The sequence below is a fragment of the Brevundimonas sp. 357 genome (genome assembly GCF_003938605.1).
Lineage (GTDB): Bacteria > Pseudomonadota > Alphaproteobacteria > Caulobacterales > Caulobacteraceae > Brevundimonas.
In genome coordinates this window covers 1-20738 of sequence record NZ_RHWX01000011.1, presented here as the reverse complement: position 1 = coordinate 20738, position 20738 = coordinate 1, and the positions used below count along the sequence as shown (strand labels likewise).

Here is a 20738-nt window from a genome sequence, read left to right as displayed (position 1 = left end):
GGAATTTGCGGCAGGAGAAACTTGCTTCCGGGACGTTACTGCTTGTCCGAAGGCGCAGGGCTAAACGCGTGCGGCCCCACCATTCGAGCGATTTCATCGCTCCAGGCATTCTGAGCGGCCCGCACCTTCTCACGCATTGTACGAACGTTGTAGCGGCGCGAAGGCTGGTTTTCATCGTAGTGGTTGATGACGTGCTCGGCGACACGCTCCGGAAAGCCCAAGTCTTCTTCAATGACAGTGCGTCCGTATCGTCGACCGTCGTACAATTGCAGTTCTTTCGACGGAAGTTCGCCAGCCTCAACCATCTGGTTGCGCATGGCCATAAAGGCACCTCCCATCGACCCCCTCAAGAGGTGGTCGCCGCGTCCGCATGTCGGGAAGAGATACGTGCTGGAGCTGCGCTCCATCTGCGCCTGGATCAACCGCATAGCCAGCGGAGTCAAAGGCACATAGTAGGGCTTCCGCTTTTTCTTGGTCAGATGTTTCGGAACAATCCAGGTGGCCTCAGACAAATTGATATGCTCCCGCTGCGCGCGAGCAACATCAACGGGCCGCTGGAGTGTCACCAGATAGAGCAGCGTCGCAAGCGCGACACTGATCCGCGTGTCCTTACCGGTGGCGCGTGCGACGTTCGCATGCCAGATTTTGGCAAATGAATCCGGATCAAAGTACTCGGGACGTTGTTCCAGATTGTCTTCAAAGAGGGCCGGGAACGACGCGGGGTTTTCGGACAACCACTCCCGATCAGAGATCGCCCAGTTGTACATTCTGCGGACAATGGACTGGATTTGGTTGGCTGTGGAATGCCCATTGAATCGGGGATGGCGGGCATCTGTCGCAATCTGGCTTTGGATGCTGCGAACCAAATCCTTCATCTCAGGTTTCGAAATTTCCCTGAAGGGACGATCGCCTATGCGTGGCAACACAAAACGCCCCAGCAGGTAGCTTCTCGCCCTCTTATCCCCCTCCGAAAAATGCGGGTGGGCTTCGTCAAACAACTCCGCCAGCGCGCTGACCGTTTCCACCTTTCCACGTTTCGCGGCTGCAATGTCGTCACGACGTTCAACGGCGGGATCAATTCCTTCCAGTTGCAGCGCAGCCAACCGCTGAAGCGCTCCACGGCGGGCGTCTTCGGGCGGAATGGAAGCTGCGCACAGCCGAAAGTCATTCTTGCTGCCGTCAGCCCTAGGATAGCGAATGTAGTAGCTGGCGGAGCCTCCGGGCGTGATCTGGACGTACAGTTGGGGCACGTCTGTGTCCCATAGGCGCACCCGCTTTCCCCGCACATGATCGGCTTGCGCTTTGTCGATCAGCTTGCGCGTCAAGCGGGCGCGATTGCCCTTCCTGTTCTCGTGGTTTGTCATTCTCTACCTCGTTCAAAGTTCGAGGTTCGAGCAGCACTTCCCACGCCAGACAGACCACCCACCGTGCCACTAACGGTGGTCGTAAGTCGTCCTAAGTGATCCCAAATGGACCCGGAAAGCCTCTCTGACAGCGACCAAAGGCAGCGTTCAGAAATGAGATAACAATCTGAATTGCCGTCCATTTTTGGGACACCAGGCAATTCATGATTCTTCAGGCCTTCGTGCTCCCTCTACCGGCGCAATGCGCTGGAGGAGGTCGGCGGATGGCCGGAATGCGTGGGCGAGGACATCGTCGTGTCCTGGGCCATGCTCGAGAAGGGGTATCGCATCGGCTACGCTGAGGACGCCCTGGCGTTCACCAATGTGCCGACGCGGTTCAAGCAGTTTGCCCTGCAGCGCAAACGCTGGTCGCGCGGCTTGATCGAGGCCTTCAAGGCGCACGGCGGCCTACTGCTGAAGCCGCGTCTGACGACCATCTTCATATGGTGGAATCTGTGCTTCCTGCCGCTGGACCTCGTTTACACCTTCATCTTCATCCCCGGTCTGGTGCTGGCGCTGTTCGGCATATTCTGGATCGCGGGGCCGTTGACGCTGGCGGTGCTGCCGCTGGCGGCCCTGTGGAACATGTTCATCTTCCGCATCCAGCGCCGCATGTTCCACCGCGAAGGGTTGAAGGTGCGCCGCAACTTCGGAGGCTTCTTCTTCTACGCCCTGGGTTACAGCCTGGTGATGCAGCCCGTCTGCGTGTGGGGCTACGGCGCCGAACTGCTGGGGATGAGGAAGAAATGGGACACCAAATGAACGCCCTGACCGGGGGCGCCGTCCTGGCGCTCGTCCTGGCGGCCGCCGTCTCCGCCCAGGCGCAATCTGCGCCTGAGACGGCCCAGCAGACCGCTCGCGTTGAACATCCGGACAGCGTATCCGCAGGCTTCCTGCCGTCCTACGCCGTCGGCGCGGACCTGTTCGCTTCGACCGACGCCGACGACACCGACGTGATCAAGGCGGGGCTCAACCTCGACTGGCGCTACAAGGGGCCGGACGATTACCTGGGCTTGCGGATCGAGACGGCCAGCTTCAAGCCGCTGGGCCGGAAGTCGACCGAGGATCAACGCTTCTATCTGCGCTTCGCCGACCGGACTGGCGACTGGTCATGGAAGGGGCAGGTGGGCACGGACGGCGACACCGTCCTGGGCGCGGTCAGCGTGCACAACGAGGCCCGTTTTCGTCAGGAGTACTTTATCGAGCGCGAGATTTTGGAAACGCCGCGCGGTTTGGACGAGGGAATCTACTACACCTTTGTCGGCGGGGCTTTCGATCTACCGATCAATGATCGCAACAACTTCACCGTCGTGGCGGGTATTCAGGACTTCACCGGCGACAACGTTCGCACCCATCTCCGCCTTAACTACATCCATGTGCTGAAGCCCGAGTGGGGCCTGTCCGCCCAACTCCGCACCCGCTACTTTCACAGCAGCGACCCGGGCGAGTACGATTATTTCTCCCCCGAGAACTACATGGAAGTCATGCCGGTGCTGCAAGTGCGCCGCTACTATGGCGGTTGGCGCTACGTGATCGCCGGCGGTCTGGGCGGCCAGAAGGAAACCGGTAGCGATTGGCGCAGCGCTCGCTATTTCAACGCCCAGGTCACCAGTCCGCCAGTGCGGGAATGGGCCTTCACTGCGGGCCTGACTTACAGCAATACGCCGGTCGCCAGCGGCTACACCTACGATTACACCCAGGTGAATTTCGGCGTGACGCGCGCCTTCTGATCCGTCTCTGGTTTCCATCTCCTCGCCATAGTTATACCGGAATCGCTTCTAGTATCGCCGTCATGTCAGTCGCTGCATGGGGGAAGCGCGGGATGTGGTCGCGTCGGTCGGTGCTATGGGGAACGGCGGGTCTGGGCGCGGCGTGTGCGACGTCGGTTCTGGCGCAGGAGGCGCTATCCAATGACGAGCTTTTCTTTACCGAAGGCCGCTATCTGCCGACCTACCTCGACCTGAAGGCCAAGTCCGAAGCGGGTGATCAGGCTGCGCGTCAGATGCTCAGCCAGTTCGCATCCTTCCTGGGGGATGAGGCAACCGCCGTCGGTCTGGACGAACGGCCGCCTCATCCGTCTGCCGTTCCGCCCGACCTGGACGGCGCCGTGGCGCGCGATGCGATCGACGCCATCGTTGAGGCGGCCGGAAACACCCGTATCGTCATCCTGAATGAAGCGCACAATGTTTCCGGACATCGCGCCTTCGCCGCGCGGGTGATGCGGGCGCTGCGCCCGCTGGGCTACGACTGGTTCGCCGCCGAAACCTTCACCCAGCCTCAGCCTGTGCCGCTTGTCCGGATCGGCGCCTATGCGAATGGCGCGCCCTTCCTGGCCAGCTACGGCTATTACACCCACGATCCGGTCTTCGCCGAGATGGTGCGCGAGGCGGCCCGGCTCGGCTACCGCTTCTCGGACTATGAACAGCGCTTTGACCAAAGGGCGCCCGAGGGCGCGGACAGCGCCGCGCAGATCGCCGCGCGTGAAGAGGCGCAGGCCGACAACCTGATCGCCAACATCCTGGCGACTCACCCTTCCGCGCGCGTCTTCGTCTTCGTCGGCTACAGTCATGCGATGGAGATTGAAGGACGCGGCGGGCTGTGGTTCGCCGCGCGCCTGAAGGCCAAGACGGGCATCGATCCGCTGACCATCGAGCAGTCGAGGAACTGGCCCGCGATCGCGCCTCAAAACGATGCCCCACACGTGGCCGCCGTCCTGGCCCGTTTCGCGCCCGATGCGCCGATCGTGGCGTCAAAGGGCGGGGAGAGCATCGCTTCGCCCAACTATGCCGGAAAGATGGATCTGTCGGTCTTCCATCCGCGCACTGAGTCCGTGGCGGGGCGGCCGGGATGGCTGGCGGCGGATTCCGAGCGTCGGCGTGTGACGATCAAGGTTCCGCCGTTGGACGAACTGGTGCTGATCCAGGCCCTGTCGATGGCGGAAGCCACGGCTGGTCCGCCGTCGGATCACTATCTGTTGCCGCCCGGCGCGTCGGAGGCGACCTTCTTCCTTCACCCAGGCCGCTATTTCTTCCGCCAGGAGACCGCCGCAGGCATTCAACCGGCCTTCGGCGCGCTCAGCGTCGATTAGCGCGCCAGCGTCCGCATGGCCCGTTCCAGCCCTTCCAGCGTCAGGGGGAACATGCGGTGCTCCATCACCTCGCCGATCAGGCTGACCGAGGGGGTGTAGCTCCAGTGGCGCTCGGGCACGGGGTTCAGCCAGACCGACTTGTCCCATTGTTCGCGGGCGCGTTTCAGCCAGACTGCGCCGGCTTCCTCGTTCCAGTGCTCGACCGAGCCGCCGGGCATGGTCACTTCATAGGGCGACATGGTCGCGTCGCCGACGAAGATGGCGCACCAGTCGCCGGGGTATTTGTGGATCAGATCCCAGGTGGGGATGCGTTCGCTGTGGCGGCGTCGGTTGTCCTTCCACACCCCTTCGTAGAGGCAGTTGTGGAAGTAGAAGAACTCCAGGTTCTTGAACTCGGTCCGCGCGGCCGAGAACAGTTCTTCACACAGCTGGATATGGCCGTCCATCGAGCCGCCGACGTCGAGGAACAGCAGCACCTTGATCGTATTGCGCCGCTCGGGCCGCATGTGGATGTCCAGCCAGCCCTGACGCGCCGTGCCGTCGATGGTGCCGTCGATGTCCAGCTCCTCGGCCGCGCCTTCGCGGGCGAAGCGGCGCAGGCGACGCAACGCCACCTTGATGTTGCGCGTGCCCAGTTCGACCGTGTCGTCCAGGTTCCTGTATTCGCGCTTTTCCCAGACCTTGACCGCGCGGCCGTGGCGGCCGGGGCCGCCGATGCGGACGCCTTCGGGGTTGTAGCCACCGTGGCCGAAGGGGCTGGTTCCGCCCGTGCCGATCCAGCGGTTGCCGCCCTGATGGCGCTCCTTCTGCTCTTCCAGACGCTGCTTCAGCGTCTCCATCAACTGCTCGAAACCGCCGAGCGCCTCGATCTGGGCCTTCTCCTCGTCGGTCAGGTATTTTTCGGTCAGCAGGCGCAGCCAGTCCTCGGGGATGTCGGCGGTGATCTCTTCGCCGGGGCTGACGCCCTCCAGCCCCTTGAACACCTTGCCGAAGACCTGATCGAAGCGGTCGTAGTGCTTCTCGTCCTTGACCAGGACGGCGCGCGACAGGTGGTAGAAGGCTTCGACGTCGCGGCCCGCCACGCCCTTGTCCATGGCCTCCATCAGATGGAGCCATTCCTTGAGCGACACAGGCACCTTGGCCTCGCGCAGGGCGGTGAAGAAGGGCAGCAGCATGGGCTTAAGACTGGCCCCGGCCTAACCGCGCCGCAAGATGAACTCGTCGTCCATCCAGGCGCCGACAGGATATTGATACTCGCCCGCCTTCTCGAAGCCGTAAGCGGCGTACAGCTTCTGCGCCTTCAGATTGCCGCTCCAGACGCCGATCCACAGGGGACCGTCGGTGTGGGCCTCCATCCAGTCCAGCGAGATCTTCAGCAGCTTCGTGCCCAGGCCCAGCCCCTGCGCCTGCTTGCCGACGTAGAGGCGGCGCAGTTCGGCGTGGCTGGCCCGGCCGTCGGGGTGGGGCAGGGTGTTCGGTCCGGCGTTGGCGAAGGCCAGCAGTTCGCCGTCGCGCTCGGCCACCCACCAGGCGGCGCCGGGCTCGGCCAGCTTCTTGGTGATGGCCTCGGTGTTGAAGCTGGCGTCCAGGAACATGGTCAGGTCGGCGGTCGGATAGCGAATGCCGAAGCCGGTGACGAAGGTGTCGATGAAGGTCTGGCGTCCCAGCACGGCCAGGGCGGCGGCGTCATCGGGGCGGGCGGGACGGATCACGGGTTCGCTCATGACCGACGCATAGCGCCGCGCGAAGGCCGGGTGAAGGCGCGTCGGGACGTCCCGCGCCCTGCTCATTGCAGTCTCGTCATCTTTGCGTGGTTGCAGGGGCGCGCGGCGGGAGCTACCACCTTTGTCCAAGGTGCGCTGTTCGCGGCGCACGCCAATGCTGGGATCGGGGAGGTAAAGGGACGCCAAGGCCTTGGTTTCACAGGCTGATCCCCGTGCTATGACTTCTCCTGCACTCATGACTCATTCCGAATCCGCAGTTCAGACGCCGGTTGCGGCCGCCCGCTCCGCCGAGTCGGAGACCGCCCATGGCGCGATCACCCTGGCGCGCCATGGCGAGCCGGCCCTGTCGCGCAAATGCATGATCACCTCAGACCAGTATCGCGACTGGTGGGGGCGTTATGAGATCGGCGGCCTGCGTGCAGGTCAGACGCCGCCCCAGGCCCTGCTGAGCACGGCCGAGGGCGCCGGGGCGATCTACGCTTCCACCCGGCCGCGCGCGCAGGAAACCGCCCGCGCCGTCGCGCCGGGCCGCGACGTCCTGGTCGACGCCCTGTTCATCGAGGCCCCCCTGCCGCCGCCGCATTTTCCGGCCTGGATCAAGCTGTCGCCGCGCTACTGGGGCGTGATCTCGCGCATCTGGTGGCACGCCTTCAACCACCACGAGGGCCAGGAGACCCGCGCCGAGGCCGAGGTCCGCGCCGACCAGGCCGCGCGCGTCCTGATCGCCCGCGCCTCGGAAGGCCATGACGTGCTGGTGCTGGCGCACGGCTATTTCAACCACATGGTCGGCCAGCGGCTGAAGGCGCACGGCTGGCGTCTGGCCCACAATCAGGGCTTCAAATACTGGTCCCAGCGTCGTTTCGTGAAGCGCTGACGTCGCGGGGTCAGGAAGGCCGTTGAAGCCGCGCGCCCGCCTCTCTAGGTTGCGCCCATCATGACTGACGCATCCGCTTCCCCCGCCGTGCCCGCCGATCTCAGCTTCGAGGACGCCCTGTCGCGCCTGGAGGGCATCGTTTCGCGCCTGGAATCGGGTCAGGCGCCGCTCGAGGAGTCCATCGCCCTGTATGAAGAGGGCGCACGACTGAAGGCCCATTGCGAGGCGCGGCTGAAGGCCGCCCAGTTGCGGGTCGAGAAGATTGTAGTCGGCGCCGACGGCCAGGCCAAGGGCGTTGAACCGGCCGAGTTCGGCTGATGTCGGGTTCCGAACTCGCGCCGCAGATCGGCTTCGACGACTTCATGAAGGTGGACGTTCGCGTCGGCCGGATCATCAAGGCCGAGCCGTTTCCCGAGGCCCGCAAGCCCGCCTATAAGCTGACCATCGACTTCGGCGAGGCGATCGGCGTCAAGAAGTCCTCGGCCCAGATCACCCATCACTACACCCTGGACGAACTGCACGGCCGCAAGGTCGCCGCCGTCGTCAACTTCCCGCCGCGCCAGATCGGGCCGGTGATGTCCGAGGTGCTGACGCTGGGCTTCCCGGATGCGGAAGGGAACGTCGTCCTGGCCGGCGTCGATCGCGACCTGCCGCTGGGCGGGAGGCTGTTTTGACCATGCTCGCCGCCAATTCGCCGGAACAGGCCGTCATCGACCGCGTGGCCGAGATCGCCGATCTGGTCACGGTCGCCCTGGATCAACTGCTGCCGCGCGCCGACGGCCCGGAAGCGCGCCTGACCGAGGCCATGCGCTATGCGGCCCTGGGGCCGGGCAAGCGGTTGCGCCCCTTCTTCGCCATCGAGGCGGGTCGGATGCTGGAGGTCGAGGAATGCGCCGTCCTGCGCGCCGCCTGCGCCCTGGAATGCGTCCACGCCTATTCGCTGGTGCATGACGACCTGCCGGCGATGGACGACGACGACGTGCGGCGCGGCCGTCCGACCCTGCACATCGCCTATGACGAGGCCACGGCCATCCTGGCGGGCGATGCGCTTCAGACGGCGGCCTTCGACATCATTCTGGACGAGGACACGCACGACGATGCGGCCGTGCGCTGCGAACTGGCGCGGCGCCTGTCCTTCGCGTCGGGCGCGCGCGGCATGGCGGGCGGCCAGATGATCGATCTGATGGGGGTGCGCGACGATCTGGGCGGCGTGGCCCGGATGCAGCGGCTGAAGACCGGCGCCCTGTTCGCCTACGCGTTCGAGATCCCGCTGATCATCGCCGACGCCAACGAAGCGGCCTGGCACGCCCTGACCAGCTTCGCCCACGACATCGGCCTGGCCTATCAGATCGTCGACGATGTTCTGGACGCCGAAGGTTCGGCCGAGGAAATGGGCAAGGCGGCGGGCGGCAAGGATGCGGCCCTGGGCAAGACCAACTTCGTCACCCTGCTGGGCGTCGATGCGGCGCGACAGAGGGTCGCGCATCTGGCCGATCAGGCCCGCTCGCACCTTGACCTGTTCGGTCATGAGGCCGAAATCCTCAAGGCCAGCGTGGACTTTGTGCTTAAACGCCGGTCCTGATAGGAAACGCGCCCGCCCTCAGCGGGTTACTGTTGACGCTCCGTCGTCTGAAGGCCCCCGATCCCCATGCCCCACACTCCCCTTCTCGACACCGTCAAGTTTCCCGCCGACACGCGGGGCTTCGACATTCCCCAGCTGAAACAGCTGGCGGACGAGGTGCGGGCCGAGACCATCGACGCCGTGTCCGTGACCGGCGGGCACCTGGGCGCTGGGCTGGGCGTCGTCGAGCTGACGGTCGCCCTGCACCACGTCTTCGAGACGCCGCAGGACATCCTGATCTGGGACGTCGGCCACCAGTGCTACCCGCACAAGATCCTGACCGGGCGGCGCGACCGGATTCGCACATTGAGACAGGGCGGCGGCCTGTCGGGCTTCACCAAGCGGTCGGAGAGCGAATACGACCCGTTCGGCGCAGCCCACGCCTCGACCTCCATCTCGGCGGCGCTGGGCTTCGCCGCCGCGCGCGACGCCAAGGGCGGCAACAACCGCGTCGTGGCCGTCATCGGCGACGGCTCCATGTCGGCGGGCATGGCCTATGAGGCGATGAACAACGCCGCCGAGGCCACCAGCGGCCAGCTGATGGTCATCCTGAACGACAACGACATGTCGATCGCCCCGCCCGTCGGCGGCATGAGCGCCTATCTGGCCAAACAGGTCTCGGGCGGCGCCTATCAGAACATCCGCAAGGTCGGGAAGAAGTTCGTCGACCACATGCCGCGCCCCTTCCGCGATGCGGCGCGCAAGGCCGAGGAATACGCTCGGGGCATGATCGTAGGCGGCACCTTCTTCGAGGAGCTGGGCTTCTACTACATCGGGCCGATCGACGGCCACGACATGGAGAACCTGGTCCCCATCCTCAAGAATGCGGCGGCCATCACCGACCGTCCGGTGCTGGTCCATGTCGTCACCCAGAAGGGCAAGGGCTACGCCCCGGCCGAGAGCAGCGCCGACAAGCTGCACGCGGTGGTCAAGTTCGACGTGGTGTCGGGCAAGCAGGCCAAGGCCGTCTCCAACGCCCCCAGCTACACCAAGGTGTTCGGGACCGAGCTGATCAAGCACGCGCAAGCCGACCCGACCGTCATGGCCATCACCGCCGCCATGCCGTCCGGCACGGGGCTGGACCTGTTCGGCCAGGCCTTCCCGGACCGCACCTTCGACGTTGGCATCGCCGAGCAACACGCTGTGACCTTCGCCGCCGGTCTGGCCGCTGACGGGATGAAGCCGGTCTGCGCCCTGTATTCGACCTTCCTGCAGCGCGGTTACGATCAGGTCGTCCACGATGTGGCGATCCAGTCCCTGCCGGTGCGCTTCGCCATGGACCGCGCGGGTCTGGTGGGCGCCGACGGCTCGACCCACGCCGGGTCGTTCGACATCGGCTATATGGGCGCCCTGCCGGGCATGGTGCTGATGGCGGCCTCGGACGAGGCCGAGCTGGCGGCGATGATCTCGACTTCGCTGGCCATCGACGACCGCCCCAGCGCCTTCCGCTATCCGCGCGGCGAGGGTGTCGGCGTCGACATCCCCGAACTGGCCGCCCCGCTGGAGATCGGCAAGGGCCGCATCGTCCGCGAAGGCACGTCGGTCGCCATCCTGTCGCTGGGCACCCGCCTGCAGGAATCGCTGAAGGCCGCCGACATGCTGGCCGCGCGCGGCGTCTCGGCCACCGTCGCCGACGCCCGCTTCGCCAAGCCGCTGGACGCCGACCTGATCCTGCGCCTGGCGCGCGAGCACGAGGCGCTGATCACGGTGGAAGAGGGCGCCATGGGCGGCTTCGGCGCCTTCGTGCTTCAGTTGCTGGCCGAGAAGGGGGCGCTCGACGGCGGGCTCAAGATCCGCACCCTTCACCTGCCCGACATCTTCCAGGATCAGGACAAGCCCGAGGTCATGTACGCCCAGGCCGGCCTGAACGCCGAACACATCGCCGCCGCCGCCGTGACGGCTCTGGGCGTCGACGCCAGCCGGGCCGTTAGGGCCTGACATCGACGCAACGCCTCTCCCTCCCCTTCATGGGGAGGGTGGCTGAGGCCGTCAGGCCGAAGACGGGTGGGGGCGGCAAGGCCATTCAGGCGTTGAGGCTAGGATCGCCTCGCCCTCCCCACCCGGTCGCTGCGCGACCACCCTCCCCATGAAGGGGGGGAGAAGGTGCGCGCTGGGTCACAGCACCCCGATCATGCTGGCGACCAGCGGGTGGCGCACGATGTCGCGTTCGGCCAGGCGGACGACGGCGATCTCGGGCACGGCCTCCAGCCGCTCGGCGATGTCCGAGAGCCCCGACACGCCCGGCAGCAGGTCGGACTGGTGCGGGTCGCCCGTCACCACCATGGTCGAGTGCCAGCCCAGCCGGGTCAGCAGCATCTTCAACTGGACGTAGGTGCAGTTCTGCGCCTCATCCACGACGATGAAGGCGTTGTTCAGCGTGCGGCCGCGCATATAGCCGATGGGGGCGATCTCGATCAGGCCCTCGGCCATCAGGGCCTTGACCCGCTTCATCGACAGACGGTCCGACAGGGCGTCGTAGAGCGGGCGCAGATAGGGGGCCAGCTTGTCCTCCATGTCGCCGGGCAGGAAGCCGATCGATTCCCCGGCCTCGACGGCGGGGCGGCTCAGGACGATGCGGCCGACCTTGCCCGCCTCCAGCGCCTCGACCGCCTTGGCGACGGCCAGATAGGTCTTGCCCGTACCCGCCGGGCCCAGCGCCAGCACCAGATTGGCGTGGTCGACGGCCTCCATCAGTTCGGCCTGACCGTCCGACTTGGGTTTCAGCGTCTTCATATAGCCCTGGTCCCGCTCGTCGTTCGAGGGGACGGGCGACCAGCCGCCGACGCGAGCGGGCAATCGCCGTACCTTGGCGTCCTGAATGAATTCGGGCGAATCCAGTACGCCTTCGCGCAGCTGACGCTTGATGGCCGATCGTTTGCTCATGGACGCCTCCAGGGCATGAAAAAAGGCGAGCCCGGCAGGGTCTCGCCTTGGTCGTCGGTGGGGGAGGTGGGGGCCGAAGTCGCGCAGCCGTCCCGAACGGTCGCAGGGTCTTCGCCGCAGCAGGTGCGTCGCCGTCCCCGAACTGGTCGTGAACACGCCAAGCGCATTCTCCAGCGTCTGACCGGACCGGGCTTGATCCGGCTTCGGATCCGGAGGCGAATGGGGCCTGCCGAATCGCATCAACAGTCTGATGCTAACGTGGTTTCTGAAGGGTTAAAGCCTTCATTTTAAGAAGAATAGGCGGTGTGCGGATGAGTGTTTACAGTCTAGGCGACAGCAAGCCTCAGCTTCCGCCGGAGGGCGAATACTGGATCGCGCCGAATGCAACCATTCTAGGGAACGTGATTCTGCATCCGGGCGCCAGCATCTGGTTCAACGCCGTGCTGCGTGGCGACAACGATCCCATCGTCATCGGGGCGGACACGAATATTCAGGATGGTGGCATCCTGCATACTGACGTCGGCTCGCCCCTGACCATCGGCGCCGGCGTGACGGTGGGGCACAAGGTGATGCTGCATGGGTGCGAGATCGGCGACAACAGCCTGATCGGCATCGGCGCGGTCATCCTGAACGGCGCGCGCGTCGGGAAGAACTGCCTGATCGGCGCCAACGCCCTGATCACCGAGGGCAAGGTCATTCCCGACAACAGCCTGGTCATGGGCCAGCCCGGCAAGGTGGTCCGGGAATTGGAAGAGGGGCAGATCGAGGCGCTGCGCCTCTCGGCCCAGCACTATGTACAGAACTGGCGCCGCTATGCGGGCGGGTTGAAACGTCTCGACTGATCCGTCGCCCCACAATGGCACGGCTCACAATGAGACAGACGGCCTGTGAGGCGAGGCGGACTGACGCAAACTCGCCTCAAGGGGGAGGAAAACGCCCAATGTCGGACATTTAAAACGGCCTGGCGTTTGCATCGGACCTGTCGACGATCAATTCAGGAGTCCGATCCCATGCGGATAGGGATTACGAAAATGCTGGCGGGAGCCGTGGCCTTTGTGGGGCTGATGGCGGTCGCCGATGCCGCAGCGGCGCAGTGCGGGCCTTCGAGTTGCCTGCCGCCTCCGCCGCCGACGCCGATGTTGCCGCCGCCGACGCCGATCACGCCGCCGGTGACGCCGCCGGGGGGAGGGTGCGGTCCCAGCGGCTGCCTGCCGCCGCGTCCGCCGGTGACGCCGCCGTGCGCCGGCGGCGGCTGCCTGCCGCCTCCGCCCCCTCCGTGCTGCGGCTCGGGCGGCGGCAATGTGAACGTCAACGTGAACGTCAATGCGAACGCCAACGCCAACGCTTCGGCGCGCGCCTGGGCTGGATCGCGAGCAGGCTCGACGGTCATCGTCGCGGGCGGCGGCGGCGCCTACTTCAACGTCGACCAGCCCTATCCGACCACCATCCAGGGCCTGAACGTCCAGGGCGGGATGCAGTCGGTGCGCGTGCCCTTCACCGCCACGCGCCGTATCGAGAAGCAGGTCGTGCTGCAGGCCGTCTGCATAGACGACCGCAATGTGCCGCACCCCGCGTCCCAGGTGACGCCGGGCCGCGACGTCGCCAACAGCTATGACGGCGAATTGTATCGCTGCCTGGCGGGCACCAAACTGCAATGGACCATCAGCGACGCCGAAGGCGCGCCGGGCGAGACCGTGGCCTGCAACAAGGGCGACGCCCTGTGGCACGGCGCCGGCGGCCGTCTGGAATGCCGTCCTGAAAAGCAGGCGCGTCAGTGTAACGAGCGTTCGCTGCTGCGTCGCTACGGCGCCGGCGTGAAGGTGCTGAGCATGATGCGCGAAGAGACCTACACCGAGTATCGCGAGGAAATGGTCGAGGGCGCGGCGTCCACGGGCATGATCATGATGGACGGTGGGGTCGGCGGTCGGGTTTTCTGAACCGGCTGTTCAGCCTGGCGACAGGCGTAGACGCCTAAGGTCCAGGCATCGACTCTCCGTCGATAGGCCTAAACGACTGGGCCCCGTTCCTTGCGGAACGGGGCCCTTTCTTCGTCTGGAGCAGGCTTACTGCGCGGCGTTGGCCGAGACGACCTCGGCCTTCCACGCCGTATCGGGCTTCAGATACTGACGCGCAGCCGCCTGGATGTCGGCGGCGGTGAAGGATTCCAGATCGCTGATGTGCGTCTGGATCTGCTCCAGGGAGGCGGGCTTGGCGGCCAGATCCTCCAGCTGGCCCAGCCAGTATTCGTTGCCGGCCTGGCTGCGACGCAGGGACTCGATCACCGGCAGGCGGGCGCGGTTCAGCTCGTCCTCGCTGACGGGCTTGTCGCGCAGGTCGGCGATGATGGCGTCGACGGCGGTGAAGAAGGCGCCGAACTTGTCCGGAGCCGTGTCCGCCGTGATCGAGATGGAGCCGTAGCCCTCGAACACGTCGGACGCCGAGGAACGGACGCTGGGCGAATAGGCCAGGGCCTGCTTCTCGCGGATTTCGTCCAGGACGCGCAGCTTCAGCACCTCGGCCAGGATGGCGGCCCGGCGCGACTCGGTGCGATCATTGACCGCATCGGTGGTCGGCCAGGCGATGTAGGCCAAGCCCTGCTCGGCCGGACCGGCGTGGGTCAGGCGGATCGGCTGGACCGTCGGCGCCGGGAAGCGACGCTGATCCGAACCGGCCATCGGCTGGGCGGCCGGGGCGCGAGCGGGCAGGGCGGCGAAGGTCGAGGCGACCGAGGCGACCGCGTCCTCCACCTTGACGTCGCCGACCATGACGATGTCGATCGGGCCGGAGGCCAGGCCCTGAACCACGCCCTGCTTCAGTTCATCCAGGGTGAAGGCGGCGATTTCTTCGAGCGAGGCCATGGATTCGCGCTTGTCGCCGCTGGCCAGCAGGCCGCTGGCCTGAAGGCTGAAGGCGCCGCTGGGCGTGGCCATCTGCTGGGCCATGAACTGCGGCAGGACGGCCTTGATCTGCTCGAACGGCGCCGGGCGCAGGCCCGGATCGGTCAGATAGGCGGCCAGCACCTGCATCTGCAGTTGCAGATCGGCCGGGCGGGTGGCGCCCGACAGCTGATAGGCGTCGCCGTCGATGGCGAAGCCCGCGCCGTAGATCTTGCCGGTCAGGACGCGGTTCAGTTCGTCCGCCGTCAGCTTGCCCAGACCGCCCGCGGTGAAGACCATCGGGGCGAGAGACTCGGAGGTGAAGCGGTCGGTCGGCAGACCCATTTCGCCGATGCCGGTGCGGACCGATATCAGGATCTGCTGATCCTTGAAGGTCGTCGGCTTGACGGTCAGGCGCACGCCGTTGGGGAAGGTGACGACCGTGGCGCCGACGGCGGCGACTTCGGTGGTCGAGACCGGCGTGGCGGCGGCGCCGAAGTCAGCGTAGGGCCATGCCAGTTCCGCCTGGACGGCCGGAGCGGTCACGGGAGTGGCGCGGCTGGCTTCCAGCAGGGCGGTGACGCCCGCTTCGCCGCCCTCGATCGGTTCGGGCGTGATGACCAGGGCAAGCGGGCCCTGACCTTCAAAGGCGCGCTTGACCTCGGCGCTGACCTGCTCGGCCTTGAGATCCTTCACTGCGGCCTCGAACAGGGCGAGGTTGGCGGACGGGGCCGAGAAGACCTTGTCGTCGTTGGCGGCGCCCAGCAGGGCGTTGGCCAGGGCCGGGGTGCTGCGCGTCGCGGCCGCCTGAACGGCGTTTTCCAGCGCCGTGCGCGTGTTGGCGATCTCGCGATCCAGTTCGACCTGCGAGACGCCGAACTGCACCAGGCGGCGCTGTTCCTGCTCGATGGTTTCCAGCGCGCGCTTGATGCCGCCGGGATTGAAGGCGGCCGAGACGCTGCCGAGGTCCAGGGTCTTGAACAGGGTCGCCTGGCCGCCGCCGGCGCCGATGAAGGGCGGGTTGTCGGCCCGGGCCAGTTCGCCCAGGCGGCGGTTCAGCACGGCCATGCCCAGGTTCTGCAGCAGGGCGTCGCGACGTTCCGAAGCCGTGTCGGGATCAAGGTCCGGGTTGCGGATCCAGTTCAGCTGGACCGAGGACTGCACGCCCGGCTCGACCAGGATGCGGGTCTCGGGCTGGCGCGGGGCCACCTGTCCCAGATCGGGCTCGGGACCGTCGGCGGCCTTGGGCGTCCAGTCCGAGAAGGTCGCCTTGATCTTGGCTTCCATCTGATCGACGTCGAAGTCGCCGACCGCGATCATGGTGGCGCGCTCGGGGCGGTAATAGGCTTCGTAGAACTCGACGAAGCGTTCGCGCGGGGCGCTGCGGATGATGCTGAGGTCGCCGATCGGCAGGCGGTTCGACAGGCGCTGGCCCGGCGCCAGCAGGGCGATCTGCGCCTTCAGCGAGCGCAGGGCCGGGGTGTTGCGCAGGCGCTCTTCACCCTCGATCACGCCGCGCTCGGCGTCGATGTCCTCGGCTTTCATCAGGGCTTCGGAGACCTGTTCGCGCATGATGCGCAGCGAGGTGTCGACGGTCTCGTCGTTGGTGCGCGGCAACTCCAGCGTATAGGCGGTCTGGTCGAAGCTGGTGAAGGCGTTGGTGTCGGCGCCGAAGGCCAGGCCCAGACGTTCCAGAATCCGCAGCAGTTCGTTCTCGGGCACATTGGTCGTGCCGTTGAAGGCCATATGCTCCATGAAGTGGGCCAGACCCAGCTGGTCCTCGTTCTCCATCAGCGAACCGGCCGCGATCCGCAGGCGCAGGGACGCCTGACCGGGCGGGGTGGCGTTCTTCATGATGGCGTAGCGCATGCCGTTGGGCAGGACGCCGAAGCGTACGGCCGCATCGGCCGGAATGTCGCTGGCCGCCTGGGCCCAGGGGCTGGAGGGTTGGGCGTCCTGCGTCGCGGCGGCTGGCGGCTGGGTCAGGGCGACGGCGGGAAGCGCGGCTCCACCCATCAGGGCGAGGCTGGACGCGGCAAGCAGGAGCAGGCGGCGAGGGGATCGCATTCGGTAGTCTCCGCGACGTGCGAGCGGGCGGCCCCCGGGACTGATTGCGGCCCTGCACGTAAGACAGGCGCGAAGCTTGTTCAGCTCCGCGCCTGTTCACGGTGACAAACGAACTTGACTATCTCAAGTTACCGAAAGTTAATTTCCCGGATTGGTGACGTAGAAGCTCGCCGTGTTGCCGACGGCGTTGGCGCCCGCGACGACGTTGCGGCCCCAGCCGTTGACGTTGGTCGTCGCCGTCGCCCGCACGTCGCCCATGTTGGTCTGGCTGTTGCGGACGTTCAGGTCGCCGCCGCAGGTCGAGCAGGCGAAGCCGGTGACGGCGTTGCCCGCCGCATTGGCCCCGACGTAGGCGTCATAGCCGTTCTGACCCGTGAAGCCGGCGCTGGCGGTGACGCCGCCGGTGTTCATCTGGGTGTTGTCGATGCTGACATAGATGTCGTTGTTGCCGGCATGGACTTCATTGCCCACGGCCTCGGCCGTCGAATGGGCGGCGCCGAAGTCATAGGAGCTGAGTTCGGTGCGCGACAGCACCTCCGCCGAGTTCTGCTGATCCACGTCCACGACCAGCGAACCGCCTTGATTATAGAAGGCGGCCTGGTTGGAGGCGGCGCGGCTGCGCGCGGCTATGTCCCAGGCGTTGCCTGCCCACACGCCCGTCCAGGCGGTGACGCCTGCGCCCGAGGCGTTCTGGCTGACCGCCAGGTTCTGGTGCGAGTTCGGCGTCGAGGTCGCCTGTACGGCGTTGGCCGATGCCTGGCTGCTGAAGACGGCCGGCGCCGGGGCGTAGGTGAAGCGGGCCTCGTTCTCGGCGTAGATTTCGCCGGTCGAGTTCTGATCGGTGCGGCCCGTGACGGCGCCGCGTTGCTCGCCCGTGCCGCTGGCGCCCAGGGCGACGGTGTTGCCGATGGCGTCGGCCGAGACATGGCCGCCGTAGTTCAGGCGAGCGCCGGTCTCCACGATCTGGCTGCGCGCCGTGACGTTGCCGTTCAGGTTCTGGCCTGCGTCGACGTCGATGCCCGTGTTGACCGCGGTCCCGGCCAGATAGTTGCCGCGCGCCTGGGTCACGCTGTTCACATAGCCCGTCTCGCCGCGCAGGGTCAGGGAGGTGTCCGCCACGGCGGCGCCCTGCATGTCCTGGGTCGAGCGGATGTCGGCGGCGCGGCCGTCGGCGCCGCCGGACAGGGCGTTGCCCATGGCGGCGTTCGACACGGCGACGTTGTCGCTGACATTGACGACGTTCAGGCGTTGACCGCTGATGACGTCGCCCAGGTTGAGCTGTTCATTCAGGACCAAACCGCGATCCTGGGCGGAAGCCTCAGCGGCCGCCGCTACGCACAGCGCTGTCGCGGCGATCGTGCCAGCGAGACGGGTCGGCGCGAGTTTGGCCATTGTTCGTGTCCGTGTTTGCGTAAGCAGGATAGTAGCCGCCGGTGGCGCCAACGGGGCTGTCGCCCAGCGGGTCATTGGCGGGGTTGAGGCAGATTTCCGGGCCGGGGGCGCCGTAGAGGTTGGCCATGAACTCGACCGTGGCGCGTTCGACCAGGGCGCGGACCGCCAGCTGGACCGGCTCCAGGCCGCTGGTGCCGGCCGAGATGTCGAAGACGTTGCCGTTCAGGAAGTCGAAGACGCCCGCCGACACTTCGCGGCCGACGATCTGCTTCTGATAAGAGACGACGTCCACGACCTCGAGGGTGGTGGTCTGCACCAGGCGCAGGTCGATCGCGACGTTCATCACGAACACCTTGCCGGTCAGCAGGCCCGAGCCGCCGTTCTCGCCCACTTCGCCGCCGGCGATGTCGAAGCCGCCCGAGCGGATGTTGTAGTTCACCTCGGTGATGCCGCCGACCACATAGAAGTCGGATCCCGGCACCTGACCGGCCAGGATGCGGCGGAAGGCGGCGTCCTGGGGCGCGCCGTTCGGCACGTCGTCGCCGATCAGCTTGTTGTTGGCGTAGCGCAGCTCCAGCTCGGAAACCGAGGTGTCGTAGCGCTCGACGATGCGGGCGCCGGCTTTCGCCAGGGCGGTGTTGGCCATCAGGGACGCGCCCTGGGTGATCTGGCGGCCGCCGTCTGAGGAGATGGAGCCGGTGTAGTCGCTGATCCGCCCCACAGCCATGCGCGGCGAGGGCAGGTTGTAGCGGCGCGCATAGTCGGCCAGGCAATACAGCGCGGTCGAATAGGGCGTCGGGTTCGACGTGACCGGCGCGTTGCCGATCGGCTTGGCGTACTGGCCCGAGGGACCGGCCGAGGTGGCGCAGCCGCTCAGCAGAGCAGCGGCGGCGGCGACGCAGCCGAAGGCGCGCACGGGCGAGCGACGGATGGCGGTGATGTTCATGGACGGGGCCCATTCAGGGTGGTGCCGGCGTTGATGGCGCCGTTGTTGGTCTGGTTGGAGTTGACGACGACCGTGTTGCGGTTGCCCTGGACGACCACATTCAGGTTGTTGCCGATGGCGGTGGAGCCGCCGATGTTGGTTCCGCTGCCCGATCCGACGCCGCCGCTGAAGTGGCTGGACGAAGAGCTGCTGCCGCTGCGCGAGTAGGCGCTGCCGTTCTGTTGAATGATGCCGTCGACAACCAGGCGGTTGCCGTTGGCGTCGCGGGTCGTGCCGCGGCTGGCTTGGGCGGTGGTGTAGCGCGAGGCGCCGTAGCCGGCCTGGAACTGGCCCGCTCCGGCCGAGCCGGTCGACTGCGCGGCGGCCGAACCGGCGGGCAGGACCGCCAGCACGGCGGCGGCCGCTACGGTCATGAGTGTCAGGCTATGAGACGGCATAAGGCGCTCCCGAGAACTTCTGGAACGGCTCACGCAATGACCGTGCCATACGGTTTCAGTGTCGTATTGGCGCAAAACGGCGTCTTGAGATCGGATGCGACTGGCCCCATCAAGGGCGAATGTCCCAATCTGACGCCCGTTCGCCGCGGCCGCCGCGCGAAAAGATCTTCAACGCGCCCTTCCTGCCTCTGCTGATCGCAGCATCCATGCCGGTGCTCTTCTATCTGCAGGAGCGGCTTCCCGATCAGGGACTCTCCATGGCCTTCGTCCCGTCGGAGCTGTGGCGCGGAGAATGGACGGGGCTGTTCACCTCCATGTTGCTGCATGGCAACTGGCCCCATGTGACGATGAACGCCGTGGGCGCCCTGGCCTTCGGCGCGCCCGTGGGGCGGCTGATGGAGCGCGGGCCGGGGCCGCTGGTCTTTATCCTCTTCTATATAGCGGCGGGCGCCGTGGCGGCCCTGGGCTATGGGCTGGTGCACCCGAACAGCATGGCGCCGCTGGTCGGCGCCTCGGGGGCTGTCTTCGGCCTGATCGGCGCAGCGACCCGGTTGATGGGCGGCCATGGGCGCGTCCTGCCGCTGTTCCATCCGATGGTTCTGAAAGCGTCCGCTGCGTGGATGGCTGTGAATCTCATTGTGGGCCTGATCGGCCTGGCGCCCGGCGCGGACGGCGCTCGCATCGCCTGGGAAGCGCACGCCGTCGGCTTCCTGTTCGGCATCCTCGCCATCGGCCCCATCGGCGGGTGGTTCGCCGCGCGCCGTGATTTGCCTATCGGCGGAGTCTGAGCGAACCTGTCCGCCTTGCGGCCGGTCCGCGACGCCCGCGGACGACGGCCTGCCCATAAGGAGCAAGTCGCCATGCTGGTCGCCGAGATTCTCAAGGGCAAGGGAAACGCCGTCTTCACCCTGGCGCCGGACGCCTCTCTGAGTGAAGCCTGCGCCGAACTGGAGCGCCGTCAGGTCGGGGCGCTGATCGTCTGTGAAGGCGACGGCGTGGCGGGCGTCTTGTCCGAGCGCGACATCGTGCGGGCCATCTCCCGCGACGGTCCCGAGGCGCTGAAGCGTCCCGTCTCTCATTATATGACGAGCGAAGTGGTCTTCGCTGATCCGGCTGAAACGGTCGAGGCGCTGATGGCGCGCATGACCGACCGCCGAATCCGCCATCTGCCCGTATTGCTGGACAAGCGGTTGGCCGGCGTCGTCTCGATCGGAGACGTGGTCAAATGCCAGATCGCCCAGGCCACGCAGGAAGCTGAGAGCCTGCGCACCTATATAGCGGCGGGCTAGGGCGCGGCTTCCCCCTGTGCATAAGCGCCCGTTCTGTGGATAGATCGGGAAAGCCGCTTTTGCCTATTGCCAGTCGGAGGGAGCGGACGTATATCGCCGCCTCGCTCGGAGACGGGCTGGCCCGACGGGCTTCGGAGA

The 20738-nt window shown here is 66.4% G+C and carries 19 protein-coding genes and 1 pseudogene; 12 read left to right on the top strand and 8 right to left on the bottom strand.

Translation table 11 applies throughout. The features are described from left to right. Positions 1-35: 35 nt before the first annotated feature. On the bottom strand, positions 36-1364 hold the full coding sequence (locus tag EGK63_RS10830) for an integrase arm-type DNA-binding domain-containing protein (RefSeq protein WP_046653310.1): 1329 nt from the start codon (positions 1362-1364) through the stop codon (positions 36-38). A 228-nt stretch (positions 1365-1592) separates the two neighbouring features. Between EGK63_RS10830 and EGK63_RS10825 the strand changes: the two are divergent. The 3 genes and pseudogenes from EGK63_RS10825 to EGK63_RS10815 form a co-directional block, all read left to right on the top strand. Further along, positions 1593-2165, top strand: a pseudogene (locus EGK63_RS10825) (glycosyltransferase family 2 protein); the annotation flags it as partial. After that, positions 2150-3133: a hypothetical protein gene (locus EGK63_RS10820; RefSeq protein ID WP_125901466.1), complete on the top strand. Its 984-nt coding sequence runs from the start codon at positions 2150-2152 to the stop codon at positions 3131-3133. The pseudogene EGK63_RS10825 and the gene EGK63_RS10820, both read left to right, overlap by 16 nt. Before the next feature lie 92 nt (positions 3134-3225). Further along, positions 3226-4491 carry a hypothetical protein gene (locus EGK63_RS10815; RefSeq protein ID WP_125901562.1) on the top strand — a complete coding sequence of 422 codons (1266 nt, stop codon included), beginning with the start codon at positions 3226-3228 and terminating at the stop codon, positions 4489-4491. On the opposite strand, the gene EGK63_RS10810 is transcribed toward EGK63_RS10815, so the two are convergent. Together EGK63_RS10810 and EGK63_RS10805 are read right to left on the bottom strand one after the other, a co-directional pair. Then, the gene (locus EGK63_RS10810; RefSeq protein ID WP_125901465.1) at positions 4488-5666 is read right to left on the bottom strand and encodes a VWA domain-containing protein; all 1179 of its coding nucleotides are present in this window, start codon (positions 5664-5666) and stop codon (positions 4488-4490) included. The genes EGK63_RS10815 and EGK63_RS10810 overlap by 4 nt on opposite strands. 21 nt (positions 5667-5687) lie before the next feature. Beyond that, positions 5688-6215 (bottom strand): GNAT family N-acetyltransferase, encoded by a 528-nt coding sequence (locus tag EGK63_RS10805; protein ID WP_125901464.1) that lies wholly within the window; start codon positions 6213-6215, stop codon positions 5688-5690. Positions 6216-6450: 235 nt separating this feature from the next. Between EGK63_RS10805 and EGK63_RS10800 the strand changes: the two genes are divergently transcribed. From EGK63_RS10800 to dxs, 5 genes are all read left to right on the top strand, one after another. Next, positions 6451-7089, top strand: coding sequence for a histidine phosphatase family protein (locus tag EGK63_RS10800; protein ID WP_125901463.1), 639 nt, complete (start codon positions 6451-6453; stop codon positions 7087-7089). 60 nt (positions 7090-7149) lie between these two features. Continuing rightward, the gene (locus tag EGK63_RS10795) at positions 7150-7407 is read left to right on the top strand and encodes an exodeoxyribonuclease VII small subunit (protein WP_040344421.1); all 258 of its coding nucleotides are present in this window, start codon (positions 7150-7152) and stop codon (positions 7405-7407) included. Then, the gene (locus EGK63_RS10790; RefSeq protein WP_125901462.1) at positions 7407-7763 is read left to right on the top strand and encodes a tRNA-binding protein; all 357 of its coding nucleotides are present in this window, start codon (positions 7407-7409) and stop codon (positions 7761-7763) included. The genes EGK63_RS10795 and EGK63_RS10790 overlap by 1 nt, the downstream gene beginning before the upstream one ends. Positions 7764-7765: 2 nt before the next feature. After that, positions 7766-8671, top strand: a complete 906-nt coding sequence (locus EGK63_RS10785; protein ID WP_125901561.1) for a polyprenyl synthetase family protein — start codon at positions 7766-7768, stop codon at positions 8669-8671. A gap of 66 nt (positions 8672-8737) precedes the next feature. Beyond that, the gene (gene dxs / locus EGK63_RS10780; protein WP_125901461.1) at positions 8738-10648 is read left to right on the top strand and encodes a 1-deoxy-D-xylulose-5-phosphate synthase; all 1911 of its coding nucleotides are present in this window, start codon (positions 8738-8740) and stop codon (positions 10646-10648) included. Between the two features lie 177 nt (positions 10649-10825). Here the strand turns inward: dxs and EGK63_RS10775 are convergent, their stop codons facing one another. After that, positions 10826-11605 carry a PhoH family protein gene (locus tag EGK63_RS10775; protein ID WP_125901560.1) on the bottom strand — a complete coding sequence of 260 codons (780 nt, stop codon included), beginning with the start codon at positions 11603-11605 and terminating at the stop codon, positions 10826-10828. A 299-nt stretch (positions 11606-11904) separates the two neighbouring features. Between EGK63_RS10775 and EGK63_RS10770 the strand changes: the two genes are divergently transcribed. Both EGK63_RS10770 and EGK63_RS16955 read left to right on the top strand, forming a co-directional pair. Then, positions 11905-12435 (top strand): gamma carbonic anhydrase family protein, encoded by a 531-nt coding sequence (locus EGK63_RS10770; RefSeq protein ID WP_125901460.1) that lies wholly within the window; start codon positions 11905-11907, stop codon positions 12433-12435. Between the two features lie 189 nt (positions 12436-12624). Next, a complete protein-coding gene (locus EGK63_RS16955; protein WP_305764431.1) occupies positions 12625-13530 on the top strand; it encodes a hypothetical protein in 906 nt (301 codons plus the stop codon). 126 nt (positions 13531-13656) lie between these two features. Here the strand turns inward: EGK63_RS16955 and EGK63_RS10760 are convergent, their stop codons facing one another. The 4 genes from EGK63_RS10760 to hfaA form a co-directional block, all read right to left on the bottom strand. After that, positions 13657-16536, bottom strand: coding sequence for a pitrilysin family protein (locus EGK63_RS10760; protein ID WP_125901459.1), 2880 nt, complete (start codon positions 16534-16536; stop codon positions 13657-13659). Positions 16537-16674: 138 nt separating this feature from the next. After that, complete coding sequence (gene hfaD / locus EGK63_RS10755) at positions 16675-17928, bottom strand: holdfast anchor protein HfaD (RefSeq protein WP_125901458.1); 1254 nt, start codon at positions 17926-17928, stop codon at positions 16675-16677. Further along, a complete protein-coding gene (gene hfaB / locus EGK63_RS10750) occupies positions 17855-18874 on the bottom strand; it encodes a holdfast anchoring protein HfaB (protein WP_125901457.1) in 1020 nt (339 codons plus the stop codon). Before hfaB ends, hfaD begins: the two co-directional genes overlap by 74 nt. Further along, positions 18871-19287, bottom strand: a complete 417-nt coding sequence (hfaA, locus tag EGK63_RS10745; protein ID WP_125901456.1) for a holdfast anchoring protein HfaA — start codon at positions 19285-19287, stop codon at positions 18871-18873. Before hfaA ends, hfaB begins: the two co-directional genes overlap by 4 nt. A 143-nt stretch (positions 19288-19430) precedes the next feature. Between hfaA and EGK63_RS10740 the strand changes: the two genes are divergently transcribed. Next, entirely contained in the window at positions 19431-20099 is a 669-nt protein-coding gene (locus EGK63_RS10740) for a rhomboid family intramembrane serine protease (RefSeq protein WP_125901455.1), read from the top strand. 72 nt (positions 20100-20171) lie between these two features. Next, on the top strand, positions 20172-20600 hold the full coding sequence (locus tag EGK63_RS10735; protein ID WP_125901454.1) for a CBS domain-containing protein: 429 nt from the start codon (positions 20172-20174) through the stop codon (positions 20598-20600). The last annotated feature ends 138 nt before the right edge of the window (positions 20601-20738 follow it).